The sequence below is a fragment of the Klebsiella quasivariicola genome, from assembly GCF_002269255.1.
Classification (GTDB): domain Bacteria; phylum Pseudomonadota; class Gammaproteobacteria; order Enterobacterales; family Enterobacteriaceae; genus Klebsiella; species Klebsiella quasivariicola.
Genome location: NZ_CP022823.1, coordinates 3,940,750 through 3,952,726 on the forward strand (window position 1 = coordinate 3,940,750; position 11,977 = coordinate 3,952,726).

The following is an 11,977-nucleotide window of genomic DNA, read 5'->3' on the forward strand; positions in this document are numbered from 1 at the left end:
TTATTTATTATCACAGATACGGCGACCAGGCAGGTGATTTTACCTGTCCATCAGTTGCCGGAAGACGCGCTTTGAAACGCCCATCTGTAGAAACCAGATTCAGCACGGATCCCATCCCCTGAGAAGAGCTGTAGATTACCATAGTGCCGTTAGGTGCCAGACTTGGCGTTTCGTCTAAAAACGTTGATGACAGAACCTGTACACCACCCGCTTCCAGATCTTGTTTGGCAATGTGCTGCTGCCCGCCGGCCGAGCTAACCATTACCATGATTTTACCATCCGCGCTCACGTCGGCGTCCTGGTTCTGCGAACCTTCCCAGGTGATACGCTGCGGCGTGCCGCCATTGATATTGACTTTATACACCTGCGGACGACCGGCCTGGTCAGAGGTGAAGGCCAGGTTCTGGCTGTCCGGGAACCAGGTTGGTTCAGTGTTGTTGCTGCGACCGTTGGTCACCTGACGAATCTGACCCGAGCCCAGATCCATTACATACAGGTTCAGGCTACCGGTTTTCGACAGGGCGAAGGCCAGTTTAGAGCCATCCGGTGAGAACGCCGGCGCGCCGTTGTGCTGCGGGAAGGAGGCGATCTGACGCACTGCGCCGTTCGCCAGGGTCTGCACCACCAGCGCAGAACGACCGCTTTCAAAGGTCACGTAAGCCAGTTTAGCGCCGTCAGGAGACCAGGCCGGAGACATCAGCGGCTGGGAGGAGCGGTGCACCACAAACTGGTTATAACCGTCATAGTCGGAGACGCGCAGCTCGTACGGGAACTGACCGCCGTTGGTCTGCACCACGTAGGCGATACGGGTACGGAAAGCGCCTTTAATACCGGTCAGCTTTTCAAATACCGCGTCACTGGCAGTGTGCGCCGCATAGCGCAGATACTGTTTGGTGACTTTGAAAGAGCCTTGTGCCAGCGTTGTGCCCGGCGCGCCGCCGGTATCCACCAGCTGATACGCCACCTGATAAGAACCATCCGGGTTTGGCGTGACCTGACCGACGACCACGGCATCGATACCCAGCGCAGACCAGGCTGCAGGCTGCACTTCCTGGGCACTGGTCGGCTGCTGCGGCAGACGCGAGCGATCCAGCGGGTTGAATTTACCGCTGTTGCGCAGGTCAGCTGCCACGATACCGCCAACATCTTCCGGCGCAGCGCCCTGGCCGGCCCACTGGAACGGTACCACGCCGATAGGGCGCGCCGAGTCCACCCCCTGGGTGATCTCGATACGTACTTCTGCGTGCAGCACCGCCGCCCACAGCATTAAAAAACCAAATGCTACTCGTAATGCCTGCTTCATCATATCTCCCTTATCCGGGCGGAAAGCCCACGATAATTTAGCAGAATGTTAACAAACCCAAATACACAAAACTACCAAAACCCATGACCGCCCTATATTCTTTTCCCCCGCTGGCGCGAGGGAAAAAGCGCTTAAGGTTTGAAGTCCAGTGGCGCATTTTTGAACGTTTCATAAACAGCCTGCGAAGGCGGTTTAGGGAATTTGCTCATCCGACTGGTTGCCGCCAGCATTTGCTGACAGAAGGCCGGATCGCCGCCTTCCGATTTCACACTCAATAACGTTCCATCCTGAGCCAGGTTTACGCGCAACGTACATACTTTACCCTTGTACGTATCCCAGTCATAGAGATGTCCTTTAATCGCGGCCTGCACCTGCGAAATATAGCTGGCAATCTCCGCCTGAGACGCACCGCCCTGCCCCGGTTTACTTCCTTTAGCAGGTGAAGAGCCACCTGTGCTACCGCTGGTGCTACCTTTCGGCGCATTCTTACCCGAACTCAGATCGCCAAGCAGGTTGTCAACGCCGTCCGCTTCTTTCGCCGCCGCCGCTTTTTTCGCTGCCGCGGCTTTTGCTGCTGCCGCTTTGGCCGCTTTGTCGGCGGCAGCCTTCTCTGCTGCTGCCGCTTTGGCTGCCGCCGCTTTTTCAGCGGCTGCGGCTTTCTCGGCAGCGGCCTTCTCAGCGGCTGCTTTTTGTGCGGCAGCTTTCTCAGCAGCCGCTTTTTCTGCCGCTGCCTGCTTAGCCGCTTCCTGCTGGGCTTTCTTCTCCGCTTCCTGCTGGGCTTTCTTCGCTGCTGCCGCTTCCGCTTTCTTCTGTGCCTCTGCCGCGGCTTTCGCTGCTTCGGCTTCCGCCTGTTTTTTGGCATCGGCGGCGGCTTTCGCTGCGGCAGCTTCGGCCTGTTTCTTCGCGTCAGCGGCGGCTTTTGCTGCGGCCAGCTCTGCCGCTTTTGCCTGGGCGTCTGCCTTCGCTTTTGCATCAGCAGCCGCTTTAGCAGCGGCTTCCTGCGCTTCTTTGGCCTGCGCATCCGCTTTGGCTTTCGCCGCCGCGGCAGCCTTGGCAGCCGCTTCCTCAGCCTGCTTCTGCTGTTCCTTCGCTTCTTTCGCCGCTTCCTGCGCCTGCAGCCGTTCCTGTTCGAGCTGTTTCAGCCGTTCCTGTTCCGCCGCCTGTTTCTCACGTAACTCTTCTGCCTGCTGCTGCGCCTGTTTTTCACGCTGTTCAGCGGCGCGACGTGCGCTGGCCTGCTGCTGTTGCTGACGGTTATAGTTATTTACCACCGCCCCCGGATCGACCATGACGGCATCAATCGACGATCCCCCACCGCCGCCGGCAGAGGCATCCAGATGCTCGTCAAACGAACTCCAGATCAGCAGCGCGATCAGAATGATGTGCAGCGCGACTGAAATGATGATCGCTCGTTTAAGCTTGTCGTTTTGTTCGGTTGCCTTTGACACTATCGGTTCCCAAAAACTGTTCGCCTGTACCCGCGATACGCACCGACGGCGAGCGATACTCGCCACCGGACGCCGCGCGGACGCACCTACCTGAAGCGATTAAATAGGTTTGGTCATCAAGCCGACCGATTTAACCCCTGCACTATGCAACAGGTTCAGCGCTTTAATAATTTCATCGTAAGGGACGTCTTTCGCACCGCCGATCAGGAACACCGTTTTCTCATTGGCTTCAAGACGTCGCTTCGCTTCGGCAATCACCTGCTCCGGCGGCAGCTGGGACAGCGTCTCCTGCCCCACTTTCACGCTGTACTGCCCTACCCCGGAGACTTCTACAATCACCGGCGGATCGTCATTGCTTTTCACCGCTTGCGATTCCGTGGCGTCCGGCAGATCGACTTCCACGCTCTGCGTAATGATCGGCGCCGTTGCCATAAAGATCAGCAACAGCACCAGCAGGACATCCAGCAGCGGAACGATGTTGATCTCGGACTTCAGTTCGCGACGTCCGCGTCCACGTGCTCTGGCCATGGCTTACCCCTTATTGCTTTCGCTGCTGGTAAAGGCCTGACGGTGCAGAATGGCGGTGAACTCTTCCATAAAGTTGTCGTAATTCAGTTCAAGCTTGTTCACGCGCTGGTTCAGGCGGTTATACGCCATGACCGCCGGAATAGCAGCGAACAGACCGATCGCGGTGGCGATCAGCGCTTCGGCGATACCCGGCGCCACCATCTGCAGGGTGGCCTGCTTCACCGCGCCCAGGGCGATAAAGGCGTGCATGATCCCCCACACGGTACCGAACAGACCGATATACGGACTGATGGAACCCACGGTGCCGAGGAACGGAATATGGGTTTCCAGCGTTTCCAGTTCGCGGTTCATCGAAATACGCATCGCGCGCGAGGCCCCTTCGACGATCGCTTCCGGCGCATGGCTGTTGGCCCGATGCAGGCGCGCAAACTCTTTGAAACCGCTGTAGAAGATTTGTTCCGAACCGGTCAGGTTATCGCGACGCCCCTGGCTCTCCTGGTACAAACGGGACAGCTCGATCCCGGACCAGAATTTGTCCTCGAACGCTTCTGCTTCACGCGCGGCCGAGTTAAGGATACGCGTTCTCTGAATAATGATAGCCCAGGAAGCGATAGAAAAACCAATCAAAATCAACATGATAAGTTTAACCAGAAGGCTCGCCTTCAGGAACAAATCAAGGATATTCATGTCAGTCACTGCTTAAACTCCGCGACAATAGACTTGGGAAGCGCACGAGGCTTCATTAAGAGTGGATCAACGCACACAATGAGAACCTCAGCTTCGTTTAACACTGTATTCTCGGCATTGACGATTCGCTGCGTGAAAACCAAAGAGGTGCCGCGCATCGAGGTAATTTCCGTCTGGACTTCGAGCATGTCGTCGAGTCTGGCGGGGGCAAAATACTCCAGCGTCATTCTGCGAACCACGAAGGCAACGCGTTCAGCCAACAGCACCTGTTGACTAAAGTGATGGTGGCGCAGCATCTCTGTGCGTGCTCTTTCATAAAAAGCGACGTAACTGGCGTGGTAAACCACACCACCGGCGTCGGTATCTTCGTAGTAGACCCGAACCGGCCATCGAAACAGCGTTGTATTCACTTTACATCCCGGTAATGCAAAAAAAGGTTAGAGCTTTCAAACTTCGCTACTATACGCGCGGGAAAGGTGGTTTGGAATGGGGGAAAGTAAACGGGGCGTAAATTTTTATGGGCTTATGCAAGCCCATACCATTAACAGAGATCTCTTATTCAAAAGAAGAAAAAGAAGAGACCTAAAGCGAGCACGATATCAGCGATAAGCGGACAAAAAATCCCCTGCCAGTGAACGGCACGCGGACGGAAGCCCACGCCGTGAATAACACCGCTGCAAACCGCCCACATCAGCAAGAAACCATGCCAGATTTCCAGCTCGCTGGTCTTCGCCGCAAAGCGCGACGGATCCCAGAAGATGCAGCCGGCCAGCAGCAGCGCCATCAATAAGGAAAGCGCCCTTAACGGGCGCTTGTCCATTATCGCATACATATACTTTATCATTCACGTCGCCTCTTTGTTGGCTACGTCTGCTTACCCCAGTCACTTACTGGTGTAAGCTCCTGGGGATTCACAGACTTGCCGCCTCGATGCAACCCGAATGATTTCGTATATCGCATCACGACAATACTCATCAGTGTTCTTCTTTACCTGCTTTGGTGGCTTCCACGTGCTCAAGCGCCAGCGCGGTAATCACCCCAAAGGCACAGGCAAGAAGCGTTCCCAAAATCCATGCGAAGTACCACATATATAGCTCCTTACCTTAGTACAGCGAGTGGGTGTTCTTTTCGATGTCTTCGCGCGTGATGCGGCCAAACATCTTCCAGTAACACCAGCTGGTGTAGGCCAGAATAATCGGCACAAAGACAATCGCCACGTAGGTCATCAGATTCAGCGTCCGCTGGCTGGAGGTCGCGTCCCACATCGTCAGGCTGGCGTTCAGCATGGTGCTGGACGGCATGATGAACGGGAACATCGCGATACCGGCGGTCAGAATGATGCAGGCCAGGGTCAGCGAGGAGAACAGGAATGCCCAGGCGCCTTTATCCGCTTTAGTCGAGACGACGGTCAGCAGCGGCAGCACCACGCCCAGGGCAGGAACGGCCCACAGCGCTGGCATATTGTTAAAGTTCACCATCCACGCGCCGGCCTCACGCACCACTTCTTTGGTTAGCGGGTTCGACGGACCGGTATGATCCATTACCGATTTCACCACATAGCCGTCGATGCCGTAGTAGACCCACACGCCCGCCAGCGCGAAGCAGACCAGCGTCACCAGCGCCGCCACCGTGGAAACGGTGCGGGTACGCAGGTGCAGTTCGCCTACGGTACGCATCTGCAGGTAGGTGGCGCCCTGGGTCAGGATCATCGCCACGCTGACGATACCGGCCAGCAGACCAAACGGGTTCAGCAGCTGGAAGAAGTTACCGGTATAGAACAGACGCAGGTATTCATCGACGTGGAACGGCACGCCCTGCAGCAGGTTGCCGAAGGCCACGCCAATCACCAGCGGCGGCACGAAGCTACCGATGAAGATGCCCCAGTCCCACATGTTGCGCCAGCGGGTATCCTCGATCTTGGAACGGTAGTCAAAACCAACCGGACGGAAGAACAACGAGGCCAGTACCAGAATCATCGCCACATAGAAGCCGGAGAACGCCGCGGCGTAAACCATCGGCCAGGCAGCGAACAGCGCGCCGCCGGCGGTGATCAGCCACACCTGGTTACCGTCCCAGTGCGGAGCGATGGCGTTGATCATAATCCGACGCTCGGTGTCGTTACGGCCGAGGAAACGGGTGAGCATGCCCACCCCCATGTCGAACCCGTCGGCGACAGCGAAGCCAATCAGCAGAATGCCAATCAGCAGCCACCAGATAAAACGCAATACTTCATAATCGATCATTTGACGACTCCTGTCTTAGCGTGCCGACTGAATAGCCGCAGAGGACTGTTCAAAGTGATAGCGGCCGGTTTTCAGGCTGCTAGGTCCTTTGCGGGCAAACTTGAACATCAGGAACAGTTCAGCCACCAGGAACAGCGTGTACAGACCGCAGATCAGCAACATAGAGAAGATCAGATCGCCTGCGGTTAGCGACGAGTTGGCCACCGCCGTCGGCAGGACCTCACCAATCGCCCACGGCTGACGGCCATATTCGGCAACAAACCAGCCTGATTCCACGGCAATCCACGGCAGCGGCAGGCCATAGAACGCGGCGCGCAGCAGCCATTTTTTCTCGCCAATGCGGTTACGGATCACGCTCCAGAAAGAGGCGCCGATAATCAACAGCATCAGGATGCCGCACGCCACCATGATACGGAAGGCGAAGTACAGCGGCGCGACGCTCGGTATAGAGTCTTTAGTCGCTTTGGCGATCTGCTCTTCGGTAGCGTCCGCGACGTTCGGGGTATAGCGCTTGAGCAGCAGGCCATAGCCGAGGTCTTTCTTCACATTATTGAACTGATCACGCACGGCCTGGTCAGTCGAACCGGCACGCAGTTGCTCCAGCAGCGCGTACGCTTTCATCCCGTTACGGATACGCTCTTCGTGCTGAACCATCAGATCCTTCAGACCGATAACCGGCTTATCCACCGAGCGGGTGGCAATAATGCCCAGCGCGTAAGGGATCTGGATCGCGAAGTGGTTGGTTTGCGCATTCTGATCGGGAATACCAAACAGGGTAAAGGCCGCCGGCGCCGGCTGGGTTTCCCACTCTGCTTCGATAGCCGCCAGTTTGGTTTTCTGCACGTCACCCATTTCGTAACCGGATTCGTCACCCAGCACAATAACGGAGAGGATCGCCGCCATACCGAAGCTGGCTGCGATGGCAAAAGAGCGCTTGGCAAAAGCAAAATCACGGCCTTTCAGCATGTACCATGAGCTGATGGCGAGGATGAACATCGCGCCGGTGACATAGCCAGACGCCACGGTGTGAACGAATTTCACCTGGGCGACCGGGTTAAGCACCAGTTCAGAGAAGCTGACCATCTCCATACGCATGGTTTCGAAGTTGAAGTCCGATGCGATCGGGTTTTGCATCCAGCCGTTAGCGACGAGGATCCACAGTGCGGAGAGGTTGGAGCCCAGCGCCACCAGCCAGGTGACCGCCATGTGCTGAACTTTACCGAGACGATCCCAACCGAAGAAGAACAGACCTACAAAGGTGGATTCGAGGAAGAAGGCCATCAGACCTTCAATGGCCAGCGGCGCACCGAAGATATCGCCCACGTAGTGTGAGTAATACGACCAGTTAGTCCCGAACTGGAACTCCATGGTCAGACCGGTCGCCACACCCAGCGCGAAGTTGATACCAAACAACTTGCCCCAGAATTTGGTCATATCTTTATAAATCTGTTTGCCGGAAAGGACGTAGACCGTTTCCATGATGGCCAGCAGGAACGCCATACCGAGCGTTAGTGGCACAAACAGGAAGTGGTACATCGCGGTCAAGGCAAACTGTAAGCGCGACAGTTCGACTATATCTAACATCATGACTCCTTGCTCATCGCATGAAGACTCCGAAAATGAACCGAGAAGCTCTGGCTCATACGCATGCCCCAATACAAATTTTATTTGTTGCCCGCCCACTGCAGGTTTCAACCGAAGGTAAAACCATGCCAGGACAAGGTTACAAATACGTTAACGAAAAACCCAATTGATTCCCCAATATATTACGCCGCAATAACCTTACAATAAATATGTTTTTATTGTTCCAGTTTTACATTTTTCGACGGTGATCAATATATAGCGAAGATGGCCGGTTTAAGCCAATTTGACTTGAGACAATTTAACGTTTTTTGAATGATTTTTCCAAGTATTAAGTATTGATATAAATCAATTTTTACCCTTCGTGTTAATTATGTAGCCCAATAAAGAATATTGGTGAACTTAATGTTAAAGTTATGTTTAAAGCATAACCTTATTGGTTACTAAAAAGAGAGATATGCGAATCATAGGTAATATTATTTAACGTCGCGGGAAAAAACGAACCGATCTGAATAATGTTAGACTGCTCACAGTATTTTGCCTGCTTTCATATCCCCTGCCCAATACCTTTCTTCGCTCCCGCTTTTGTTTCTCTACGGTATGACCGGAGGATATTTTCACTGCCAACCAGGGTACGGCGAAAATATTAATAAAATAACACATAAAATCAATATGATAGATAGGGTCTTTTGAAAAAACGGTTTTACTGTTGGCGCTGCGCTACTGACGAGGCGAGATAACGCCCATAAAAAAGGCCACCTGACGGTGGCCAACCATGTCGAAATCGGACAGATATCTGCTTGCGGACAAACAGAGAGGGTTTACTTGATGATGGATTTCAGCGCTTCGCCGATGTCGGCCAGGCTGCGAACGGTTTTCACACCGGCCGCTTCCAGCGCGGCAAACTTCTCATCAGCAGTACCTTTACCGCCAGCGATGATGGCGCCGGCGTGGCCCATACGCTTGCCCTTCGGCGCGGTAACGCCCGCGATGTAGCCGACAACCGGCTTGGTCACGTGCTCTTTGATGTACGCTGCCGCTTCTTCTTCCGCGCTGCCGCCGATCTCACCGATCATGACGATTGCTTCGGTCTGCGGGTCTTCCTGGAACATTTTCAGGATATCGATGAAGTTGGAGCCCGGGATCGGGTCGCCGCCGATACCGACGCAGGTAGACTGACCGAAGCCGTAGTCGGTGGTCTGCTTAACCGCTTCATAGGTCAGGGTACCGGAACGGGAAACGATGCCCACTTTACCCGGCTTGTGAATGTGACCCGGCATGATGCCGATTTTGCACTCGCCCGGAGTGATAACGCCTGGGCAGTTCGGGCCGATCATACGCACGCCCGCTTCGTCCAGCTTCACTTTCACAGTCAGCATATCCAGCGTCGGGATACCTTCGGTGATGGTGATAATCAGCTTAATGCCCGCGTCGATCGCTTCCAGAATGGAGTCTTTGCAGAACGGCGCCGGAACGTAGATCACGGTCGCGGTCGCGCCGGTCGCTTCAACGGCTTCGCGCACGGTATTGAACACCGGCAGGCCCAGGTGAGTAGTGCCGCCTTTACCTGGCGTCACGCCGCCAACCATTTGCGTACCGTAAGCGATCGCTTGTTCAGAGTGGAAGGTCCCCTGGCTACCGGTGAAGCCCTGGCAGATAACCTTGGTATCTTTATTAATTAAAACTGACATTATTTCCCCTCCACTGCGGCAACAACCTGCTGTGCTGCGTCCGTCAGACTTTTCGCTGCAATAATATTCAGGCCGCTGTCAGCCAGTTTTTTCGCGCCCAGTTCGGCGTTGTTACCTTCCAGACGAACAACGACCGGAACGTTAACCCCAACTTCTGCGACCGCACCGATGATGCCGTCAGCAATCAGGTCGCAACGCACGATACCGCCGAAGATGTTAACCAGAACCGCTTTAACGTTGTCGTCAGAGAGGATGATTTTGAACGCTTCGGTCACGCGCTCTTTAGTTGCGCCGCCGCCCACGTCGAGGAAGTTAGCCGGTTCGCCACCGTGCAGCTTAACGATGTCCATGGTCCCCATCGCCAGGCCTGCGCCGTTAACCATGCAACCGATATTGCCATCCAGTGCGACGTAGTTCAGTTCCCACTGTGCCGCCTGGGCTTCACGCGGGTCTTCCTGAGACTGGTCGCGCATTTCGCGCAGATCCGGCTGGCGGAACAACGCGTTGCCGTCAGCGCCCAGTTTACCGTCGAGGCAGATCAGGTCGCCCTGCTTAGTGATAACCAGCGGGTTGATTTCGATCAGCGCCAGATCGCGCTCAAGGAAAATGGTCGCCAGACCCATGAAAATCTTGGTGAACTGCTGAACCTGTTTACCTTCCAGACCCAGTTTGAACGCCAGTTCACGACCCTGGTAAGGCATCGGGCCCGCCAGCGGGTCCAGCGCGACTTTGTGGATCAGGTGCGGGGTTTCTTCCGCCACTTTTTCGATTTCCACGCCGCCTTCGGTAGAGGCCATGAACACCACGCGACGGGAGCTACGGTCAACAACCGCGCCCAGGTACAGCTCTTTATCAATGTCGGTCGCCGCTTCAACCAGGATCTGGTTTACCGGCTGGCCGTTCGCATCTGTTTGATAGGTCACCAGGCGTTTGCCCAGCCAGTGCTCAGCAAAAGCACGGATCTCTTCTTTGCTCTTCACTACTTTCACACCGCCCGCTTTACCGCGGCCACCAGCGTGAACCTGACATTTCACTACCCACGGACCCGCGCCGATTTTTGAAGCGGCTTCTTCTGCTTCACGCGGAGTAGTACAGGCATAACCCACCGGCGCCGGTAAGCCATAGCGGGCAAAAAGTTGTTTTGCCTGATATTCATGTAAGTTCATGTGTTCAGTCCATCCTTCAGGGTGTAATTATCTTTAAACCTGTAGGCCTGATAACGGCGCTAACGCGTGTTATCCGGCCTACGGTAAGTCATACTCTTACTGACTACACGTCCAACAGCAGACGGGTCGGATCTTCCAGCAGCTCTTTAATCGCCACGAGGAAGCCTACCGACTCGCGTCCATCGATCAGACGGTGGTCATAAGAGAGCGCCAGGTACATCATCGGCAGAATTTCTACCTTACCATTCACCGCCATCGGGCGGTCTTTAATGGCATGCATACCCAGAATGGCGCTCTGCGGTGGGTTAATGATTGGCGTGGACATCAGGGAGCCGAAAACGCCGCCGTTGGTAATGGTGAAGTTACCGCCGGTCAGGTCGTCTACGGTCAGCTTGCCGTCGCGGCCTTTCACTGCCAGCTCTTTAATATTCTTTTCGATATCTGCCATGCCCAGCAGGTCGACGTCACGCAGAACCGGGGTAACCAGGCCACGCGGGGTAGAGACCGCCATGCTGACGTCGAAGTAGTTGTGGTACACCACGTCGTCGCCATCGATAGAGGCGTTCACTTCCGGATAGCGTTTCAGCGCTTCCACTACCGCTTTCACGTAGAAGGACATGAAGCCCAGACGGATGCCGTGACGTTTTTCGAACGCCTCACCGTACTGCTTACGCAGATCCATAATCGGCTTCATGTTGACTTCGTTGAACGTGGTCAGCATGGCGGTAGAGTTTTTCGCTTCCAGCAGACGCTCAGCCACGCGTTTGCGCAGGCGGGTCATCGGGACGCGTTTTTCAGAGCGGTGGCCCAGCTGCGGCGCCGGTGCGGCTGCTGCGGCTGCGGCTGGCGCTTTGGCTTCTGGCGCCGCCGGGGCTTTCGCCAGATGTTTTTCGACGTCTTCACGGGTCAGACGGCCGCCGACGCCGGTGCCTTTGATGGCCGCTGCGTCGAGGTTGTGTTCCGCCAGCAGACGACGGATCGCCGGGCTCAGCGCATCGTTGTTCTGCTCTTCCAGAGAGGCCTGCTGACGCTGTGCCGGGGTGGAGGCTTTCGCATCGGCTTTTTCGCTGGTTTCTTTACCTGCGCTGTTGCCTTCGCGCAGGCGGCCAAGGATCTGGCGAGACAGGACGGTGGCGCCCTCGTCTTCCAGTACTGCATCCAGAATGCCGTCCGCTGATGCCGGTACTTCCAGTACCACTTTGTCAGTTTCGATTTCGACCAGGACTTCGTCACGGACAACCGCGTCGCCCGGTTTTTTGTGCCAGGTGGCGACGGTTGCGTCAGCTACGGACTCAGGCAGGTCGGGAACCAGAATATCTACGCTACTCAT

General features: G+C 55.5%; 12 protein-coding genes. All 12 read right to left on the minus strand.

Annotated features, from left to right (window positions below; genetic code table 11):
- Positions 1 to 10: 10 nt before the first annotated feature.
- Positions 11 to 1,303, minus strand: a complete 1,293-nt coding sequence (tolB, locus tag B8P98_RS19925) for a Tol-Pal system beta propeller repeat protein TolB (protein WP_080897272.1) — start codon at positions 1,301 to 1,303, stop codon at positions 11 to 13.
- 131 nt (positions 1,304 to 1,434) lie between these two features.
- The gene (tolA, locus tag B8P98_RS19930; protein WP_080897273.1) at positions 1,435 to 2,751 is read right to left on the minus strand and encodes a cell envelope integrity protein TolA; all 1,317 of its coding nucleotides are present in this window, start codon (positions 2,749 to 2,751) and stop codon (positions 1,435 to 1,437) included.
- Positions 2,752 to 2,850: 99 nt separating this feature from the next.
- A complete protein-coding gene (gene tolR, locus B8P98_RS19935) occupies positions 2,851 to 3,279 on the minus strand; it encodes a colicin uptake protein TolR (protein WP_002895061.1) in 429 nt (142 codons plus the stop codon).
- 3 nt (positions 3,280 to 3,282) lie between these two features.
- Positions 3,283 to 3,975 (minus strand): Tol-Pal system protein TolQ, encoded by a 693-nt coding sequence (gene tolQ, locus B8P98_RS19940; protein ID WP_025711806.1) that lies wholly within the window; start codon positions 3,973 to 3,975, stop codon positions 3,283 to 3,285.
- Positions 3,972 to 4,376 (minus strand): tol-pal system-associated acyl-CoA thioesterase, encoded by a 405-nt coding sequence (gene ybgC, locus B8P98_RS19945; RefSeq protein ID WP_025711807.1) that lies wholly within the window; start codon positions 4,374 to 4,376, stop codon positions 3,972 to 3,974. The genes tolQ and ybgC overlap by 4 nt, the downstream gene beginning before the upstream one ends.
- 149 nt (positions 4,377 to 4,525) lie before the next feature.
- The gene (gene ybgE, locus B8P98_RS19950; RefSeq protein WP_008805691.1) at positions 4,526 to 4,810 is read right to left on the minus strand and encodes a cyd operon protein YbgE; all 285 of its coding nucleotides are present in this window, start codon (positions 4,808 to 4,810) and stop codon (positions 4,526 to 4,528) included.
- Positions 4,811 to 4,940: 130 nt separating this feature from the next.
- The gene (cydX, locus tag B8P98_RS19960) at positions 4,941 to 5,054 is read right to left on the minus strand and encodes a cytochrome bd-I oxidase subunit CydX (protein WP_004100325.1); all 114 of its coding nucleotides are present in this window, start codon (positions 5,052 to 5,054) and stop codon (positions 4,941 to 4,943) included.
- Between the two features lie 15 nt (positions 5,055 to 5,069).
- Entirely contained in the window at positions 5,070 to 6,209 is a 1,140-nt protein-coding gene (cydB, locus tag B8P98_RS19965; RefSeq protein ID WP_025711808.1) for a cytochrome d ubiquinol oxidase subunit II, read from the minus strand.
- A 15-nt stretch (positions 6,210 to 6,224) separates the two neighbouring features.
- A complete protein-coding gene (gene cydA, locus B8P98_RS19970) occupies positions 6,225 to 7,793 on the minus strand; it encodes a cytochrome ubiquinol oxidase subunit I (RefSeq protein ID WP_002895047.1) in 1,569 nt (522 codons plus the stop codon).
- Positions 7,794 to 8,611: 818 nt separating this feature from the next.
- Complete coding sequence (gene sucD, locus B8P98_RS19975) at positions 8,612 to 9,481, minus strand: succinate--CoA ligase subunit alpha (protein ID WP_014169173.1); 870 nt, start codon at positions 9,479 to 9,481, stop codon at positions 8,612 to 8,614.
- Positions 9,481 to 10,647, minus strand: a complete 1,167-nt coding sequence (gene sucC, locus B8P98_RS19980) for an ADP-forming succinate--CoA ligase subunit beta (protein ID WP_025711810.1) — start codon at positions 10,645 to 10,647, stop codon at positions 9,481 to 9,483. Before sucC ends, sucD begins: the two co-directional genes overlap by 1 nt.
- A 103-nt stretch (positions 10,648 to 10,750) precedes the next feature.
- A complete protein-coding gene (gene odhB, locus B8P98_RS19985; RefSeq protein ID WP_025711811.1) occupies positions 10,751 to 11,977 on the minus strand; it encodes a 2-oxoglutarate dehydrogenase complex dihydrolipoyllysine-residue succinyltransferase in 1,227 nt (408 codons plus the stop codon).

Excerpts from the sequence above, each read along its gene's own strand:
- tolB (WP_080897272.1), bottom strand. The coding sequence starts at position 1,303 with ATGAAGCAGGCATTACGAGTAGCATTTGGTTTTTTAATGCTGTGGGCG.
- tolR (WP_002895061.1), bottom strand. The coding sequence starts at position 3,279 with ATGGCCAGAGCACGTGGACGCGGACGTCGCGAACTGAAGTCCGAGATC.
- ybgE (WP_008805691.1), bottom strand. The coding sequence starts at position 4,810 with ATGATAAAGTATATGTATGCGATAATGGACAAGCGCCCGTTAAGGGCG.
- cydX (WP_004100325.1), bottom strand. The coding sequence starts at position 5,054 with ATGTGGTACTTCGCATGGATTTTGGGAACGCTTCTTGCCTGTGCCTTT.
- cydB (WP_025711808.1), bottom strand. The coding sequence starts at position 6,209 with ATGATCGATTATGAAGTATTGCGTTTTATCTGGTGGCTGCTGATTGGC.
- cydA (WP_002895047.1), bottom strand. The coding sequence starts at position 7,793 with ATGTTAGATATAGTCGAACTGTCGCGCTTACAGTTTGCCTTGACCGCG.
- sucD (WP_014169173.1), bottom strand. The coding sequence starts at position 9,481 with ATGTCAGTTTTAATTAATAAAGATACCAAGGTTATCTGCCAGGGCTTC.
- sucC (WP_025711810.1), bottom strand. The coding sequence starts at position 10,647 with ATGAACTTACATGAATATCAGGCAAAACAACTTTTTGCCCGCTATGGC.
- odhB (WP_025711811.1), bottom strand. The coding sequence starts at position 11,977 with ATGAGTAGCGTAGATATTCTGGTTCCCGACCTGCCTGAGTCCGTAGCT.